15 protein-coding genes are annotated in these 17,196 nt (G+C 56.9%); 6 read left to right on the top strand and 9 right to left on the bottom strand.

Translation table 11 applies throughout. From position 1 onward, the window contains the following. The first annotated feature begins 15 nt into the window (after nt 1–15). Entirely contained in the window at nt 16–1,389 is a 1,374-nt protein-coding gene (locus GE278_21845) for an aldehyde dehydrogenase family protein (GenBank protein ID QLK63440.1), read from the top strand. Nucleotides 1,390–1,458: 69 nt separating this feature from the next. Here the strand turns inward: GE278_21845 and GE278_21840 are convergent, their stop codons facing one another. The 3 genes from GE278_21840 to GE278_21830 form a co-directional block, all read right to left on the bottom strand. Next, nucleotides 1,459–2,778, bottom strand: coding sequence for an extracellular solute-binding protein (locus tag GE278_21840; GenBank protein ID QLK63439.1), 1,320 nt, complete (start codon nt 2,776–2,778; stop codon nt 1,459–1,461). 19 nt (nt 2,779–2,797) lie between these two features. Then, nucleotides 2,798–4,450, bottom strand: coding sequence for a HAMP domain-containing protein (locus tag GE278_21835; GenBank protein ID QLK63438.1), 1,653 nt, complete (start codon nt 4,448–4,450; stop codon nt 2,798–2,800). Between the two features lie 207 nt (nt 4,451–4,657). Then, a complete protein-coding gene (locus GE278_21830; GenBank protein QLK63437.1) occupies nt 4,658–4,993 on the bottom strand; it encodes a hypothetical protein in 336 nt (111 codons plus the stop codon). 168 nt (nt 4,994–5,161) lie between these two features. On the opposite strand from GE278_21830, the gene GE278_21825 reads away from it, so the two are divergent. Beyond that, the gene (locus tag GE278_21825) at nt 5,162–6,436 is read left to right on the top strand and encodes a family 10 glycosylhydrolase (protein ID QLK63436.1); all 1,275 of its coding nucleotides are present in this window, start codon (nt 5,162–5,164) and stop codon (nt 6,434–6,436) included. A gap of 64 nt (nt 6,437–6,500) precedes the next feature. Here GE278_21825 and GE278_21820 read toward each other — a convergent pair whose 3' ends face one another. From GE278_21820 to GE278_21800, 5 genes are read right to left on the bottom strand one after another with little or no spacing between them, the layout of a single operon-like run. Next, nucleotides 6,501–7,217, bottom strand: coding sequence for a 4'-phosphopantetheinyl transferase superfamily protein (locus tag GE278_21820; GenBank protein QLK63732.1), 717 nt, complete (start codon nt 7,215–7,217; stop codon nt 6,501–6,503). Beyond that, nucleotides 7,210–7,968 (bottom strand): 2,3-dihydro-2,3-dihydroxybenzoate dehydrogenase, encoded by a 759-nt coding sequence (dhbA, locus tag GE278_21815; GenBank protein ID QLK63435.1) that lies wholly within the window; start codon nt 7,966–7,968, stop codon nt 7,210–7,212. Before dhbA ends, GE278_21820 begins: the two co-directional genes overlap by 8 nt. Next, a complete protein-coding gene (locus GE278_21810) occupies nt 7,968–8,837 on the bottom strand; it encodes an isochorismatase family protein (GenBank protein QLK63434.1) in 870 nt (289 codons plus the stop codon). Before GE278_21810 ends, dhbA begins: the two co-directional genes overlap by 1 nt. A 3-nt stretch (nt 8,838–8,840) precedes the next feature. Continuing rightward, complete coding sequence (gene entE / locus GE278_21805) at nt 8,841–10,487, bottom strand: (2,3-dihydroxybenzoyl)adenylate synthase (protein QLK63433.1); 1,647 nt, start codon at nt 10,485–10,487, stop codon at nt 8,841–8,843. An 11-nt stretch (nt 10,488–10,498) separates the two neighbouring features. Then, nucleotides 10,499–11,719 (bottom strand): isochorismate synthase, encoded by a 1,221-nt coding sequence (locus tag GE278_21800; protein QLK63432.1) that lies wholly within the window; start codon nt 11,717–11,719, stop codon nt 10,499–10,501. Nucleotides 11,720–11,917: 198 nt separating this feature from the next. Here GE278_21800 and fepB point away from each other — a divergent pair, with 198 nt between their 5' ends. Next, nucleotides 11,918–12,886, top strand: coding sequence for a Fe2+-enterobactin ABC transporter substrate-binding protein (fepB, locus tag GE278_21795; GenBank protein QLK63431.1), 969 nt, complete (start codon nt 11,918–11,920; stop codon nt 12,884–12,886). Nucleotides 12,887–12,905: 19 nt separating this feature from the next. Here fepB and entS read toward each other — a convergent pair whose 3' ends face one another. Further along, nucleotides 12,906–14,141, bottom strand: coding sequence for an enterobactin transporter EntS (gene entS / locus GE278_21790; protein ID QLK63430.1), 1,236 nt, complete (start codon nt 14,139–14,141; stop codon nt 12,906–12,908). A gap of 234 nt (nt 14,142–14,375) precedes the next feature. Here entS and fepD point away from each other — a divergent pair, with 234 nt between their 5' ends. Genes fepD through GE278_21775 form a run of 3 tightly spaced genes read left to right on the top strand, consistent with a single transcriptional unit; the run spans nt 14,376 to nt 17,196 of the window. Beyond that, nucleotides 14,376–15,350, top strand: a complete 975-nt coding sequence (gene fepD / locus GE278_21785; protein ID QLK63731.1) for a Fe(3+)-siderophore ABC transporter permease — start codon at nt 14,376–14,378, stop codon at nt 15,348–15,350. 2 nt (nt 15,351–15,352) lie between these two features. Then, nucleotides 15,353–16,381, top strand: coding sequence for an iron-enterobactin ABC transporter permease (gene fepG, locus GE278_21780; GenBank protein QLK63429.1), 1,029 nt, complete (start codon nt 15,353–15,355; stop codon nt 16,379–16,381). After that, nucleotides 16,381–17,196, top strand: coding sequence for an ATP-binding cassette domain-containing protein (locus GE278_21775; GenBank protein QLK63730.1), 816 nt, complete (start codon nt 16,381–16,383; stop codon nt 17,194–17,196). Before fepG ends, GE278_21775 begins: the two co-directional genes overlap by 1 nt.

Raw genomic sequence — 17,196 nt, 5'->3', positions numbered from 1 at the left:
AAAGAGGAAAACAAAATGACTCAAGCCATTTCACTGAACCCGTTTAACGGCGAACGCATCGCCGAATACCCCTACGATTCTGCACTGGCGCTTGAAGCCGCCGTCGCACAGGGCAGCGCCGCATTTAAACACTGGCGCAAGGTGGATATTAACCAACGTGCAACCCACCTGATGCAACTGGCCGCCGAACTGCGTGATGCCGGTGAAGAGATTGCCCGTACTCTCTCCCGCGAAATGGGTAAGCCAGTAAAACAGGCGCGTGCCGAAGTCGAGAAATCGGCAAATCTTTGCGAATGGTATGCAAAGCATGGTCCGGCGATGCTGGCACCGGAACCGACACTGGTCGATAACGGCGAAGCACATATTCACTACCGCCCTTCCGGGATGATTCTGGCGATCATGCCCTGGAATTTCCCGGTCTGGCAGATCCTGCGCGGCGCAGTTCCGGCCATGCTGGCGGGGAATACTTTTTTGCTCAAACCTGCACCGAATGTAATGGGCACCACATATTTAGTGAAACAGGCCGCACTAAAAGCCGGATTCCCGGCCGGTGTGTTTGGCGTGATTAATGTCGATACACCTGCCGTTGCAGATCTGATCGCCGACAGCCGCGTCACCGCCGTCACCGTGACCGGCAGCGTGCGGGCAGGTGCCGCGATCGCCGAACTGGCAGGGAAATCCGTCAAAAAATGCGTACTGGAGTTGGGTGGTTCGGATCCGTTTATCGTACTTAATGATGCCAATCTGGATGAAGCAGTGACCGCCGCCGTCGCGGGACGTTATCAGAATACCGGGCAGGTGTGCGCCGCCGCCAAGCGTATGATCGTTGAAGAAGGCGTGCTGGAAGACTTCACGGCGAAATTTGTTGCCGCCACGCAGGCACTGGTGATGGGGGATCCCCTCGATGATGCTACTTACATCGGCCCGATGGCACGTTTCGATTTGCGTGATGAGCTGGATCAGCAGGTTCAGGAGAGCCTGGCGCAGGGCGCAACGCTGCTGCTGGGCGGTGAAAAAGTCGCAGGGAAAGGCAATTTCTACGCGCCTACCGTGCTCGGCAACGTGACGCCGGAAATGACCGCATTTCGTCAGGAACTGTTTGGTCCGGTTGCTGCCATTAGCGTGGCGCGTGATGCGAAACATGCGGTTGAGCTGGCAAACGACAGCGATTTCGGGCTGAGCGCGACAATATATACGGCCAATTTGGATCTGGCGAAAGAGATGACGGATGAACTGGAAACCGGCGGTGTCTTTATCAATGGTTACAGCGCATCGGATCCGCGCGTGGCGTTTGGTGGCGTGAAAAAAAGCGGGTATGGCCGCGAGCTGTCTCACTTCGGTTTACGCGAGTTTTGCAACGTGCAGACCGTGTGGACTGACCGTAAGTAGCCGCCAATGGCTTAACCTGTAAGACAAAATCACAGGATTATTACATCCTGTGATTTTATAATCCTTCCGTTAATTCGCCTGCGCCGCGGCGGCATAAATCGTCGTTACAACCTGCTGATTGGCGGTCAGCGTTTCATCGATTGTTTTTTTGCCTTCCAGCAAATCTGAAATATTTTTCCCTACCGCATCACCCATCTGATCAAAGCCCGGAATACTGACGTACTGCACGCCCTGATATGGTACCGGGTAGAGCGTTGGCGTTTCCGGCGTCGCCGTTTCAACCGCCTGTTTCACACCCTCAGCATAGGGCGCCAGTTTCTGGTATTTCACCTGCGCATAGGAAGAATAACGACTGCCCGGCGGGATCGCGCCCCAGCCGATGGTTTTCGCCACATCCTGAATGTATGCCTGCGATGTCGCCCAGGTGATAAATTGCTGCGCCTGATCTTTATGGCTGGCATGCTGCGGAACGGCCAGCGCCCATGCCCACAGCCAGTGCGAGCCATTGGTGGAAATCGCGGTCGGCGCGGGCGTAAACCCAACTTTATCGGCCACACGGGAAATCTGCGGATTAATAACCATACCGGCGGCGACGGTGCTGTCGATCCACATCGCGCATTTCCCCTGAGAGAACAGCTTGAGGTTTTGTCCAAAACTGTTGGATTTGCCATCCGGCGGGCCGTAATCGTGCATGATCTGCACGTAATCGGTCAGCACCGCACGCCACTCGTCGCTGTCCAGACGCGGATGCCAGTCCTGATCGAACCATTCCGCGCCATAGGCATTCGCCATCGTGGTGATAAAGGCGACGTTATCCCCCCACCCTGCCAGCCCGCGCAGGCATAAGCCGTAGACGCCCTGCGATTTGTCCGTAAGCTGCGCGGCGTAAGATTTCACGTCATCCCAGGTCGGATTGACAGGCATTGCGAGATGCTTCGCCGCAAAGAGATCTTTACGGTAATAAGTCATGCTGCTTTCACCGTAAAACGGCAGCGCGTACAGCGTTCCGTTCCACGAAAGTGCACTGCGAATTGGCTTAAGCAGGTCGTCAACGTTGTAATCGGCAGGCAGATTGTTCAGCGGTTGCAGCCAGCCTTTTTTGCCCCACAGCGGCGCTTCATAAGTGCCGACGGTGATCACGTCAAAGTTCGCCTGCCCGCGGTTCATGTCGCTTAGCACCTGCTTACGCAGTTCGCCGTCATCCATGACATGCCATTCGAGTTTGATGTCCGGGTGCGCTTTTTCGAACTCGCCGGACATCTGCTGCATGATCGTCATATCGCCGTTGGCGATGGTGGCGATTTTGACCACGGTTTGCGCCTGTGCATTGGCGAAGAACGCCAGCGGCAGCAGTACACTGAGGATCCTTCTGTGAAAAAGACCTGACATGGTGGTGCTCCTTCTCAGATCAGACATTAGCCAGACGCGGTTGACGTGCAGGAGCGTTCAGCGCGGTCAGCGGCTGGAGAACGCCCTGGCCGCGATTAAGTTCAGCGGGAAAAACCGTCTCAGACGGCGGGTTTGGCCGCAAATGGAAGAACGACATGCGTTCAACCAGTCGCGTTGCATGGTCATTTACCGTGTGGCTGGCTGCGCTGGCCTGTTCGACCAGCGCGGCGTTTTGCTGGGTCGCGCTGTCCATCTGAACAATCGCCACATTGACCTGATCGATACCGCTCGATTGCTGGCGGCTGGCGACGGCGATATCCGCCACGTATTCGACCATCTTCGTCATACCCTCGTTGATTTCCTGCAAAGTTTCGCCGGAACGCATCACCAGTTTGCTACCTGCATCCACTTTGCTGACGCTGGTTTGGATCAGGGATTTGATTTCCTGTGCCGCCCTTGCGGAACGCTGTGCCAGCTGGCGGACTTCAGAAGCGACAACCGCAAAGCCGCGCCCTTGCTCACCGGCACGGGCGGCCTCAACGGCAGCGTTCAGCGCCAGTAAGTTTGTCTGGAAGGCGATCTCATCGATCACACGGTTGATGTCGGCGATTTTTTTGCTGGATTCTTCAATATCGCGCATCGCGGTGACAGCGTCGGTCAGAATGTTACTACTCTGCAGTGCCCGTTCGCGGACAGTTTGCGCAAGCTGGCTGGCCTGCGCCGCGTTATCGGCGTTGAATTTCACCGTTGCGGTCATCTGCTCCATGCTTGCTGCAGTTTGTTCCAGCGAGCTGGCTTGTGCATGAGTGCGGGAAGATAAATCGTTGTTACCATCAGCCATTTGGCCTGCCGCGCTACTCAGCGCCAGCGCACTTTCTCCCACTTCACGGACAATGCCGCTCAGACGCGCATCCATGTTCGCCAGCGCCTGCATCAGCTCACCCATCTCATCTTTTGGGATCGCACCCAATCGGTGATTCAGTCCACCGGCTGAAATCGATTCCGCCAGACGCCGCGCACGACGCACCGCGCCGGTGATCGAACGCACCAACAGCCAGCCCGCAATACCGGCGGCCAGCAAACCGCCCGCCAGGATCGCCGCCATGCTGTTACGCATGGTGACGTAAGCCTCAGAACTTTCAGCATAGTTGCGTTCAGCGTGCTGGCGCATCAGGTTGTCCAGCCCGTCGATGTCCTGTTGCAAGGCCTTACTGCCATTTTTCAGCCGGGTTTCGATCATGACCAGCGCGCCGGACGGATTACCACTCGCCACCAGTTTGCCTGCATCGACAATCGCGGCCTGATAATCATTGAGATCGTTGAGAAACGTCGCGCGCAATTTTTCGCTGCCCGGTACGGCAAACGTCGCCTGATAGGCTTTGCGTTCTGCAACAATCTGCTGGCCGTAAGCATTGATTTGCGCCACACGCTGATCGACTTCAGCGGGGTCGGTCCAGTAGCGCAGCGATTCAAACAGCGTCGCCGACTGCATTTGCGCCAGACGGTATAATTTCGCGGAATGCTGTAAAGGCAGTAATTCGGTGCGATAGGTCGATATCGCGCGCTGATCGGCAGCGCGAAGCCCTAAAATCGCCCACAGCGCAGCGACGGTCAGCAAAATGCACAACAATCCAACGATGCCAATTAACCGGCTCTTAATGGTAAATCCCATATCAATTCCTCAGACAACAGCAATGATTTCACAGGAAGGCGTCAGCGTCGGATGGCAAAGTGGTGATCGCCCTTTGAACGGTTTATCGGCAAAGGCTGGAGAAAGTTTAGGCGTGTTTTCAATCATATAGGACGCGCGCGTTATCGTGACATTGATGACGTCAGGCGTTGATAATTTGTCTTATCGCGGGATATTGTCCTGACGCTTTCAGGTAAAGGTCATCGCCCAGGTAATGACACCGGCGACGACCGTGGTAAAGGTGAGCGCGACAAGGAACAGAATATCGATGACTTTTTCCAGCAGCAGATTGCGGCGCTGGTTACGGGTTCTCAATGCCCAGTAGGATAAAATCGTAGTGGCCAGATACAAAATCGCGTTGATGGCGAGCAAGTCATCACCCAGCGTACCTTCGCGCCTGAGGGTCGTGATCACCTGAAAAATACCAATAACCGTGATACACACGCCCACCATGCCCGCCGACGCAGTGAAAATATGCACGCAAATGTCTTCGTCGAGCCTGGCGTTTACTTTCTTTCTGAGCATATGCGCCCCCGTGGAGGTGTGACCGGTTAACCCTCTAACAAATTGACTTTGCGCCCAATACTACGAGAATGTCTCTTTTCGAGCGACACACTTACAGAATCGGAGTCTGCCATCGTCTGCTCTCTCAAGTTTCCCCATCTAAGAATTGTCAGGACAGGTGTCGCACTGATGGCTGCCGTGTTGATGCTGGCCAGCTGTTCGTCCAAACCGCCGAAATCACTGGTAACCCCGCGACCTCCAGTCAGTATAGAACCCCCTGTGGGAAAATCTGCTCCGGGCACGGAACCGGTGCGTGGCGTCTGGCTGACGACCGTTTCGCGCCTCGACTGGCCGCCGGTCTCATCGGTAAATGTCAGCAGCCCCGCCCTGCGCATCAGCCTGCAAAAAAAAGCGCTGACGGATAAACTGGATAAGCTGAAAACCCTCGGCATCAACACTGTATTCTTCCAGGTGAAACCTGACGGTACCGCGCTTTGGGCATCAAAAATTCTTCCGTGGTCGGATATGATGACCGGCAAAATCGGTGAGGAACCGGGCTACGATCCTTTGCAGTTTATGCTTGATGAAGCGCACAAGCGCGGTATGAAAGTCCATGCGTGGTTTAACCCGTATCGCGTCTCCGTCAATACCAAACCTTCCACCGTTGCCGAACTCAATAATACTCTGCGGCTTAATCCGGCCAGCGTATTTGTGCTGCATCGCGACTGGATCCGCACGGCAAGCGATCGCTTTGTGCTTGACCCCGGAATACCCGAAGCACGGGACTGGATCACCAGTATCGTCGCCGAAGTCGTCGCGCATTACCCCGTCGACGGCGTACAGTTCGATGACTATTTTTATGCCGAATCTTCCGGCTCGAGCCTCAATGATAACCTGACGTTTCAGAGATATGGCAAGGGATTTGCGTCCAAAGCCGACTGGCGACGCCACAACACTCAGCAGTTGATCGAACAGGTTTCTCGCACCATTAAGCAGATGAAACCGGGCGTCGAATTTGGCGTCAGCCCGGCGGGCGTGTGGCGAAATGCTTCGCACGATCCGGCGGGTTCGGATACGCGCGGCGCGGCGGCTTACGATGAATCTTATGCTGATACCCGCCGCTGGGTGCAGCAAGGCCTGCTCGATTACATCGCCCCGCAGCTTTACTGGCCCTTCTCGCGTCAGGCTGCCCGTTATGACGTATTAGCCCATTGGTGGGCCGAGGTGGTTAAACCCACTCACACCCGTCTGTATATCGGCATCGCGCTGTATAAAGTGGGCGAGCCGTCAAAAAATGAACCGGACTGGATGATTAACGGCGGCGTGCCGGAGCTGAAAAAGCAGCTCGATATGAATGAGTCCGTCCCGCAAATCAACGGCACCATTCTCTTTCGTGAAAACTATCTGAATCAGCCGCAGACTCAGCAGGCGGTGAATTATTTGAGAAGCCGCTGGGGGAGCTAAGCACGTTCTGCGCTGTCGATGAAAACAGAAAGCCGCCTTCATCCCGGAGGCGGCAGGCTGGGTATTACTGATTTGGTTGAATTTCCTCAGAGATAAAGGTGATGACATCGAGTTGATCCCACTGATAAACCCCCTCAAAACGCCTGCCGGCAGGAAAAATGGCGGAGAGTGTTCGGGTCAGTTCCAGCGTAAAGCGGCATTCTTCTTCATCAAGCGCGACAAGTTTTGCATCGAGAAACCCAAATAATTTACCCGTTTGTGGGTAAATCATTTTAAAAAGACTCTCTTTGGCCGAAAACGTTAGCGTCATTAACGCAGCCAGTGAACCGTGCTGATGACGGCATAACAACGGGTGTTCGTCACCGTTGATAATCATCGGCAAAAAATCGCGTGCCTGCTGTTCTTCCATCAGGGTTTCAACATCAATCCCCACCCCGCCACCTGTTTGCACGGCACACAGCGCCGTATGAGCGTTATGGCTTATCGAACCGTATACGTTTTCCGGCCATAGCGGTGAGCGATCTTCGCCGATACCGACGGTAACCGGCGACTGGCCCAGGGAAGTTAACGCCATTGTGGCAAGATAGCGCCCGGCAAGAAATTCCGCGCGCCGCTTCGGGACAGCACGCGTCAGGAATGGCGGGAAAAATACCGCCAGTTCAGTAAACAGATCATCCCGATAGGCGGCTAATGTGAAGTGGCAGCGTGCGATCTTCCCTGAGTGCCCGGATTCCGGCGGCAGGTTAAGCCATCCTGCCGCCGTGATAAAGGACTCAGGCACCCAGCGTTGCGCCGCCATCGATCACGATATCCTGCATCGTAATATGCGAGGCGCTTCCGGAAGCCAGAAACAGCACTGCTTCAGCCACTTCCTGCGGCAATGCAATTTTGCCCAACGGAATGCCCAGTTTGAACTGATCGGGAAAACCGTCGATGGTGCGCTGTTCGGCGTCGTGCGTTTGCCACATGGCCTGTTGCATCGGCGTATTGGTCGAACCCGGTGACACCAGATTACAGCGCACGCCGAACGGCGCCATCTCCAATCCGACAGTCAGACATAAACTGCGCAACGCCGCTTTCGATGCACAATAGGCCGACATCCCGACGCGCGGCACATGGGCAGCGTTCGAGGCGATGCTGACGATCGCGCCGCGTTTCTGACGGCGGAAGACCGGCAGCGTATGGCGGAACAGGTTAAACGCGCCGCCCGCATTCACTGCCAGACAACTCTGCCAGTCGTCGTCGCTTATTTCATCCGTTGCGCCCAGGCGTAAAATGCCCGCGCCGTTGACCAGCACATCCAGTACCGGTTGTTCAGCCAGCAGACGCTGGCAAACCGCCGCAACCGCCTGACTGTCGGTGATATCTATCACTTCGGTGCGGAAAGAGTAATCCTCGCCGCTGAAGGTTTTATCGAAACCCGTCACCGTCGCACCCGCTTGTTGAAACGCCAGCGCGGTGTGTAAACCAATTCCCTGCCCGGCGCCGGTCACCCAAACTTGTTTACCCGCGAAATCCCATACCGTGCTCATCAGGCTTTTTCCCCGGAAAGCAGCGCCCACCAGCCATCGATCGTCGGCATTTTGGCCAGGGCAACAAAGTCGATATCGCCACGAATTTTCCGCCAGCGGGTCACCAGCGCCATGATACGCACGGAGTCCAGTCCGTAATCGATCAGGTTTTCATCGTCGGCAATGTCGTCACTGTCATCATCTAACAACGGCAAAATCTGCGCCCGTAAGGCTGCTTTAGTGTCTATTTTTGCAACATTTTCTTTCGGCAATAACTCCGCCGTCGTCACCACACGACCACAGCGCCCGGCGGTATAACGCAGCGCCATCAGGTGCTCGTCTCGGGAGAAATCAGCCAGTCCATCGGCCACCATGAAGGGCTGGATATTGCGCATAAACGCGTCGGTCGCGGTGGTCAGACAGCCGATGTGGGCGTATACCCCGCAGATGATCAACTGATCGCGGCCAGTTTCCTGCAAAATATCCTGCAACGGCGAGCGGTGAAATGCGCTGTAGCGCCACTTCACCAGCACCTGATCGTCAGTATCCGGCGTCAGTGCTTCCACTACCGCCTGCTGATCGGGATGTTTGTTCAGGCCCGGCCCCCACATGTCGTTGAGCAGCGCACGATCTTCATCACTCTGGTTATTCGGCTGCGCGGTATAAAACACCGGGATCCCGACCGATTTACAGTAGCGGCGCAACGCGGCGATGTTGTCCACCACCTGCTCAATCAGCGGGCTGCCTTCACCCCAGAAATTGAGGAAGTATTTTTGCATATCATGGATAAGCAATGCCGCGCGCTGCGGCTCAACCGTCCAGCTGACTTTATTGGCGGGCAGTTCATTGACCGCAGGCAGTGCGTAGGATTCGAGTTTAGGAATGGCCATGAATTATTCTCCCTGAGGCGCAGTGTGTTCTTGAGAAACAGAATGTTCTTGTGCAATTAACTGTTCGCGTAAAAGCTTTTTATCCACTTTACCCACCGGCGTTAGTGGCAGCCGTTCGACCCGCACAAAGCGGTCGGGCAGTTTGAATTCGGCAACACCGAGTTCGCGCAGGTGGCGGCGCAGCTGCACCGGTTTGAAACCGCTGCGGGTCACCAGAAAGGCGCAACTTTTTTCGCCCATTAAGTTGTCAGGCATCGACACCAGCGCGGCGTTAATCACACACTCATGACGCAACAGCAGATTCTCAATTTCCTCTGCGGCGATTTTTTCACCGCCACGGTTAATCTGATCTTTCAACCTTCCCTGAACCTGCACATAACCGTCATCCGTCAGTGAAATCAGGTCGCCGGAGCAGTAAAAGCCCTGTTCATCGAAGGCACTGGCGTTGTGCTCAGGGCTGAGGTAATAGCCCTGAAAGGTGTAAGGCCCGCGCGTCATCAGACGGCCAGTTTCACCTACGGGAAGAGGATTGCCGTGCTCATCCGCTACCCAAAGTTCATCATCCGGACACATCGGCGTGCCCTGAGTGGTGAAGATGCGCCGCGGATCGTCGTCCAGCAGCGTGTAGTTCACCAACCCTTCTGCCATGCCGAAGACTTGCTGCAACTGGCAGCCGATTTCCTGCGGCACCCGTGCTGCCAGCGTCTCGCTCAGTTTTGCGCCGCCGACCTGCAACAGCGTTAAACTGTTGAGGGAGGGATGCCCTTCCCATTCCTTCATCGCCTGTAGCCATAGCGTGAGTGCCGGAGGCACCAGCGCCGCTGCGGTGATCGCATGTTGTTCAATCAGCGGGAAACAGACCTGCGCGCTCGGATCCGGCGCCAGCATCACCTGCCCGCCGCCATAGAACACGCCGAGCGCGCCGGGTGAGCTCATCGGGTAATTGTGAGCAATCGGCAAGGCGCACAGATAGCGGGTTTGCGAATTGAAACGGCAAATTTCGACGCTGCGCCGGATGCTGTAATAGTAGTCGTTGTGAGTGCGCGGGATCAGTTTGGGGGTGCCGGTACTGCCGCCGGAAAGCTGGAAGAACGCCACTTCATCCGCCGGGGTCGGTGAGGCGCAAAAATCGCCCGCTTCCCCTGCAATCCACGCCGCCAGTGAATGCGTTTCATCCTTTGCATTGCGCAGCGCCATTACGCGCAGCGAAGGGTGCTGTTCAACAAAAGCAGCCACAAATGCGTGATCGGCAAACAATGCGTGATGGGTATCGGCAATCAGCAACGCAGGCCGGATTTGTGAGGCATAGGCGTTGAGTTCACTGCGCTGATGGCTGAACAGCGCATTGACCGGCACCACGCCGATTTTCAGCAGCGCAAAAAACACCACGTAAAATTCGGTGATGTTACCCAGTTGAACCAGCGCGGTATCGCCCGCACCGAGGCCACGTCGTTGCAGCGCAGCGGCCAGCCTGTCGGACATGTCATCCAACTGGCGGTAACTGAGAGTGGATATTGAATCAGATATTGCCGCGACATCGCGGTCAGCCTGTCGCTGTAAAATATCGGTCAGTGGCAGACCTAGCCAGTAACCGCGTTCACGGTAACGCTGTGCCAGGGCATCCGGCCAGCGGGTAAATGCTATCGTCATGCGAATCTCCTTTATGACGCCAGACCAAACGCACGCAGCATGGTGTTGAGCTTGGTGCCGGTTTCTGCCCATTCCAATTCAGGGACAGAGTCCGGCACTATTCCGGCTCCCGCAAACAACTGAACGTGGTTTGCCTCTACCGTGCCGCAGCGGATGGTCACCACCCATTCGCCATTACCCTGCGCATCACACCACCCGACAACGCCGCCAAACAGACCGCGCTCGAAAGGTTCGAGACGAGAAATCAGCTCGCGTGCAGACGTGGTCGGCATACCGCACAACGCGGGTGTCGGGTGCAACAGGCAGGCCAGCGACAGGGCATTTTCAGCGCTGTCCGCCACGTCGCCGTTAATCGGTGAGGCGAGATGCCAGAGGGTTGGCGTACTGAGCAGTTCCGGGCGCGAAGGAATATGCAGATGGCTGCAACGTGGGGTCAGCACATCGCGCATAGCATCGGTGACAATATGGTGCTCGTAGGCATCTTTTCCTGACACTAACAGCGCCTGGCTGGCAGCCTGATCCTGTCGCGGATCCGCGCTGCGTTTCGCCGAACCGGCCAGCGGATTTGAGTGAAAATGATTGCCGAGTTTTCGCAGCAAAAGTTCCGGGCTGGCACCGAGCAATGCGCCCTGTGCGAGCGGTACGTGGAAGTGATAACCGCCGGGATTCTGGTCGATCATGCGCGCCATCAACGCCGCGCGATCTACCGGCTGGCGGGTTTCGATCTTCAGCAGGCGCGACAGCACCACTTTGCGTAGTGCGCCCCGTTCCGTAGCTTCAACTGCTGAAGAGACCATCTGCATGAATTCAGTTTGCGCGGGGTGTTCCGTTTTTCGCTTCACCTGCGGCAAGGCGTTTTGGGTCACTGGCTTATTTTCGAGAAACTGCTGGCGGTCAAACCATTGCACTTCTTTTGGCACAAACAGTGCCGAGGGCTGTTGCGTATCGAAGGGAATGGCGCCGCAGACAATCGGATGGGTGATTCCGGCGTTTCGCGCCTGTAAGAACGCCTGCTTAACCGCCTGCTGAAAGTCACCGTTCAGCGCCTCACCGCCAGCGGCAGGCAGCGTGAGCTGAGTAAAACACCCTTGCGTGGCTAAGCTTCGAAAAGGGGAAGTGAAGAAAAATCCGCTGGCTGGAGAGATATCCGCGATGTTTTTCGCCACCTCCGGGCACTGCTCCCCGATCTGCCCTTTTCCGTTGCTTTTGCCATCCGTTACTACAGCATCCATCAGTCGACTCCTGTTAATAAAATGATAATGAATATAATAACGATTATCATTTGCATCTGATGGCGGTAAACTACTCGCCGGTTTTACGTGTGTCAATCATAGAAACCTGAAGTCTTGCGCTTTTTTCTAATTTCAGAGCACGTAGAATTACCGGAAATCGGCTATTTATCAGTACGCTATCGTGAAGGATTGTCTTTAATGAAGTATACCCTGCTCCAACGTCTGACCCTTGCAGGCGGACTTTTCGCCCTGCTGACACAGGCCTGTCTGGCCGCCGGAACCGGCTGGCCTCGTGTGATAAACACTGAACATGGCAGCGTTACGCTGGCCCATGCGCCGGAGCGCATCGTCTCCACCAGCGTGACCGTCACCGGCACGCTGCTGGCCATTGATGCGCCGGTTATCGCCAGCGGTGCAACCAGCCCGAACAGCCGGATTGCGGACGCGCAGGGCTTTTTCCGCCAGTGGGGCCAGATCGCCGCAGAGCGTAAGGTGCAGCGTTTGTATATCGGCGAGCCCAATGCCGAAGCCATTGCCGGGGAAGCACCCGACCTCATTATCATTTCAGCCACTGGCGGGGATTCTGCCCTGAAACTGTACGACCAGCTTACGGCGATTGCGCCGGTACTGGTGGTTAATTATGACGACAAAAGCTGGCAGGAACTGGCGCGACAACTTGGCGTGGCGACCGGTCATGAAGCGCAGGCCGACGCCGTGGTGAAGCAGTTTGATGAGCGGGTTAAGCGGCTGAAAACACAGCTGACATTACCCGCCCAGCCGGTCTCCGCAATGGTCTATCGCCCCGATGGCAAGGCCGCCAATCTGTGGACATCCGCTTCCCCGCAGGGACAGTTGCTGCATGAACTCGGGTTTACGCTGGCCACAGTGCCGGGCAACGTTCACGGCAGCCAGAATCAGGGCGTGCGAAAGGATATCGTGCAACTGGCGGGAGAAAACATGGCAGAAGGAATGAATGGCAAAACCTTGCTGCTGTTTTCGGGCGACGACGGCGATACGCAACGGCTGATGGACAACCACTTCCTGGCCCATCTTCCGGCAGTTCAGCATAAACAGGTTTATGCGCTGGGTAATGACACGTTCCGGCTGGATTATTACAGCGCCAGCAACCTGCTGACGCGGCTCGACACACTGTTTACTTCTCACTGACCACAGCGGCGGGCGCAGGTTAAACCTGTTGCCCGCCCGTCACGGTATGCCGTAACGCCCGCATCGCAAATGCCAGCATCACCCCCAGCAACGCCGCTGTGAAACCGAAACTCGCCGAGGTAATGGCCGGTAACATCACCGATCCCATCGCACCCAGCAGCAACGCACCGAGCGCATCCCCGGTCACGTTCTGCGCCGTCCACAGGCCGTTAATCCTGCCGAGGAAATCATCCGGCGTGAGGTTTTGGATCAGGGCATATTGCAGTAATGCATTGATGGCGCTGAGATAACCGAAGATAACCAAAAAGGCTAATCCGAGGCCAAACCACGGCATCAGGCTGAACAGGCCGACGGCGACGAATGCGCCGATGGCGGTCATCAGCAGCAGCCAGCCAGGCCGGGCGACATTCGCCACCCGTCCGCTGGTCAGCGCACCGACTGCGGCCCCGAGCGGTACGGCAGCGTACATCAGCCCAAGTTCTGAGGCGCTGACCTGCCACATTCCGGACAGCGCCGGATACAGCACCCGCACCGCACTTGCCATCGTCAGCAGCGCACCGACCAGCGCCACCATGCCGATTACCCGGTTTTGCAGCAGAAAAGCAAAACCGGAAATCAGCGCCCGCAGCGGATGTTCACGCTTTTGCACCGGCGGTGCCAGCTGCGGTAAACGCAGCAGCGGAATAAGTGTCAGGCCGGTTCCGAGCGCCGCCAGACCATAGTTCCACGCCACACCTCCGCTGGCGATCACCAGCCCGCCGATGGCCGGTGAAAGGATCGAACCGAAGCGCACGGTGAGCATACTGATCGCCCCGGCCTGCACCAGATTTTCCCTTCCGACAATCGCGGGCGTCGCCGCCAGCAGCGCCGTGACACCCACGGCACCGAAGAAACCGTCCCACACCGCCAGCAGGTAGATAAGCGTCAAAGAAGGAACCGGCAGCGCCGCGTTGATACATAACCCGACAAATCCCAGCCCGCAGGTGCTGCGCGCGAACAAGATCAGGCGGCGACGCTCATAACGATCGGCCATCACGCCGCCCATCAGCAAGCCGATAAACATGCCGCTTCCAGCCAGCGTGACAGACAGCCCGACCAGCAAGGTTGAACCAGTCATGGACTGAATCTGCACCGGCACGGCGATGCTGAGCAGACCGAGTGCCAGAATAGAAATAAAGCGCGCGCAGAAGACGGCGCGAAAAGTGGCGTGTGTTTTTAGCAGGGAAAAGTCGAGTAAAATCGAAGGCTTGTTCATTATCGATGCGTCACATATTGGTAAAAGGCACAGTCAATGTAGTGCTATTGCAGGATGACTCATGCTACCATAGCCAAACGCAATAGATAATGATAATAAATATCATTAAGATTAACTTTGGTGCTTTTACTCATCATGTCACGGTCTCTTACTGAACCCTCAGCCACCTATTCCTCCCCGGAAAACTCACGACAACCGGTGCGCCCGCAGGCATTACTGCGTCGCTTATTTTTCATGCTGCTGGCCGTTGGCCTGCTGGCCATAGTGATTTTATTAAGTCTGTTGATTGGCGCGAAATCTGTTCCGCTGCACACGGTAAGCGCGGTATTACAAGGCCAATGTGCCCTGTTGCCCGACTGCGTGATCATCCGCGATGCGCGCCTGCCTCGCACACTGGCCGGGCTGCTGGCGGGCGTGGCATTGGGGCTTTCCGGGGCGCTGATGCAAATTCTGACCCGCAATCCGCTGGCCGATCCCGGCATTCTGGGCGTTAATGCCGGTGCCGGTTTTGCCGTGGTGGTGGGTATGACCTTTTTTGGCGCGACCGACGTCAGCCAGTATTTGTGGTTTGCGTTTGCCGGTGCGCTGATAGCGACGCTGATAGTCGCGCTGATCGGTGCGGTGGGCGGCGGTAAAGTCAGCCCGATCCGCCTGACGCTGGCCGGCGTGGCGCTCGGCGCGGTGCTGGAAGGTTTTTCGTCCGGCCTCTCTTTACTCAATCCGCTGGTGTTTGATCAGTTGCGTTTCTGGCAGGCCGGTTCACTGGATATTCGCAGTATGGCGGTGATCCGCGTCGTAACGCTGCCGATCGTCAGTGGCGCTGTTCTCGCGCTGCTGATGACCCGCGCACTCAATAACCTGAGCATGGGCAGCGATCTCGCCACCGCGCTCGGCACCCGAATTGTGCCAACCCAGCTTTGCGGTCTGCTGGCCGTGACCCTGTTGTGCGGCAGCGCCACGGCGGCGGTCGGGCCGATTGCCTTTGTCGGACTGATTATGCCGCACATCGCCCGGCATCTGGCCGGAACGGATCCGCGCTGGATATTGCCGTGGACGCTGGTGCTGACACCCATTTTGTTGCTGACGGCGGACATCGCGGGGAGGCTGCTGGTGCCGGGTGAACTGCGTGTTTCCATCGTGACGGCGTTTATCGGCGCGCCGGTGCTGATTATTCTGGTGCGAAACCGGCACCTGATGAAGCGGAGCTGATCATGACAACAATTCCTGCCGTAATGACACGTTCGAGAAATTTAGTGTTATTTTCGCGACAAATGCAGACTGTCATTTTTTTAATCTTCCTGTGCGCCGCACTGGCCGTTTACGGTCTGGGCAGCGGTACGCTGTCGCTCACGCCTTTACAGGTGATCGACGCCCTGCGCGGAGAAGGGCCGCATAACCTGACGGTGATCGTCACGCAGTGGCGGCTGCCGCGCGTGGCGATGGCGCTGATTTTAGGCGCAGCGCTGGCGGCCAGCGGGGCCATATTCCAGTCGCTGATGCGCAATCCGCTCGGCAGCCCTGACGTGATTGGCTTCAATACCGGTGCCTACAGCGGCGTACTGGTCGCGATTGTGCTGTTTAACAGCGCGATCGTCGGCATTACGTTTGGAGCGATGGCGGGCGGGTTGCTTACCGCGCTGGTGGTCTATCTGCTGGCGTGGCGCAACGGCGTTGAAACCTTTCGTCTGATCATTGTCGGTATTGCCGTGCGCGCACTGCTGGTCGCGGGCAATACCTGGCTGGTGATTTCGGCCTCTCTGGAATCGGCGCTGACCGCCGGTTTATGGAGCGCCGGATCGCTCAACGGCATCACCTGGGCCAAAAGTCTGCCCGTGTTGGGCCTGATTATTCTGGCGTGGATGCTGGCGGCGTTGCTTTCGCGACGAATGCATTTGCTTGAAATGGGCGACGATATGGCGCGTGCGCTGGGCGTGCCTATAGAGCGCACGCGGCTGTGGCTCATGCTGGCGGGTGTCGGACTGACGGCCGCCGCTACCGCCGTCGCCGGTCCCATTTCCTTTATCGCGCTGGTATCCCCGCAAATTGCCCGCCGGTTGTGTCCCAATCAGTCACAGCCGCTGCTGATTGCGGGTCTGACCGGCGCACTGCTGTTGCTAGCCGCCGACGTCGCCACCCAGCGCCTTTTCCTTCCTTATCAGTTACCTGTAGGTGTATTGACCGTGAGCCTCGGCGGCATTTACCTGATTGGATTATTAATTCGTGAGTCTCGCAAAAAATGATGAACACAGACCGCCGGAATGCCCCGTTACAGGGTGAAAACCTGACCCTGAGCTACGACAAGAAAGTGGTGATCAGGGACCTGAATATCGTTATTCCACACGGCGAACTGACGGTGATTATTGGCCCGAACGCCTGCGGGAAATCTACGCTGCTGCGCACGCTCAGCCGCCTGACGGCGCCACAAACTGGCAGCGTGTTGCTGAACGGACGGCAGATAAGCGACTACGCCACTAAAGAAGTCGCCAGGGAGCTCGGTCTGCTTCCGCAAAGTTCGGTCGCACCCGGTGATATTCTGGTCGAGGACTTGGTAGGCCGTGGTCGTTATCCGCATCAGCGCCTGTTCAGCCGCTGGAGTGACGCCGACCGGCTGGCGGTGAGCGAGGCGATGCAGGCGACCGGCATCAGTGAACTGGCCGATCGCCCGGTGGATAGTCTTTCCGGCGGGCAACGTCAGCGTGTGTGGATCGCAATGGTGCTGGCGCAACAAACGCCGTTACTACTGCTCGATGAACCGACCACCTGGCTGGATATCACGCATCAGATTGATTTGCTGGAATTGATGCAGGATCTCAACCGCAAACTTAACCGCACACTGGTAGTCGTTCTGCACGATCTTAATCATGCCTGCCGTTATGCGACGCATCTGATTGCCATGCGCGACGGCAAAATTGTCGCCGAAGGTGCGCCGTCTGAGATTGTAACCCCGGCGCTCATAGAAGAGGTCTTTGGCCTGCGCTGCATGATAATCGACGATCCGGTTTCACATACGCCGCTGGTGGTGCCGCTGGGAAGAGCGTCTTCGCCAGCGGCCTGA

Source organism: Enterobacteriaceae bacterium Kacie_13, assembly GCA_013457415.1.
In the GTDB taxonomy this organism is placed as follows: Bacteria; Pseudomonadota; Gammaproteobacteria; order Enterobacterales; family Enterobacteriaceae; genus Rahnella.
Note: the sequence above shows the minus strand (reverse complement) of the source record. Positions and strands in the feature narration are given on the sequence as shown.

Coding starts and splice junctions, on each gene's coding strand:
- GE278_21845 (QLK63440.1), top strand. CDS start 16: ATGACTCAAGCCATTTCACTGAACCCGTTTAACGGCGAACGCATCGCC.
- fepB (QLK63431.1), top strand. CDS start 11,918: ATGAAGTATACCCTGCTCCAACGTCTGACCCTTGCAGGCGGACTTTTC.
- GE278_21830 (QLK63437.1), bottom strand. CDS start 4,993: ATGCTCAGAAAGAAAGTAAACGCCAGGCTCGACGAAGACATTTGCGTG.
- GE278_21775 (QLK63730.1), top strand. CDS start 16,381: ATGAACACAGACCGCCGGAATGCCCCGTTACAGGGTGAAAACCTGACC.
- fepD (QLK63731.1), top strand. CDS start 14,376: ATGCTGCTGGCCGTTGGCCTGCTGGCCATAGTGATTTTATTAAGTCTG.
- fepG (QLK63429.1), top strand. CDS start 15,353: ATGACAACAATTCCTGCCGTAATGACACGTTCGAGAAATTTAGTGTTA.
- GE278_21800 (QLK63432.1), bottom strand. CDS start 11,719: ATGGATGCTGTAGTAACGGATGGCAAAAGCAACGGAAAAGGGCAGATC.
- GE278_21810 (QLK63434.1), bottom strand. CDS start 8,837: ATGGCCATTCCTAAACTCGAATCCTACGCACTGCCTGCGGTCAATGAA.
- entS (QLK63430.1), bottom strand. CDS start 14,141: ATGAACAAGCCTTCGATTTTACTCGACTTTTCCCTGCTAAAAACACAC.
- dhbA (QLK63435.1), bottom strand. CDS start 7,968: ATGAGCACGGTATGGGATTTCGCGGGTAAACAAGTTTGGGTGACCGGC.
- GE278_21825 (QLK63436.1), top strand. CDS start 5,162: ATGGCTGCCGTGTTGATGCTGGCCAGCTGTTCGTCCAAACCGCCGAAA.
- entE (QLK63433.1), bottom strand. CDS start 10,487: ATGACGATAGCATTTACCCGCTGGCCGGATGCCCTGGCACAGCGTTAC.
- GE278_21835 (QLK63438.1), bottom strand. CDS start 4,450: ATGGGATTTACCATTAAGAGCCGGTTAATTGGCATCGTTGGATTGTTG.
- GE278_21840 (QLK63439.1), bottom strand. CDS start 2,778: ATGTCAGGTCTTTTTCACAGAAGGATCCTCAGTGTACTGCTGCCGCTG.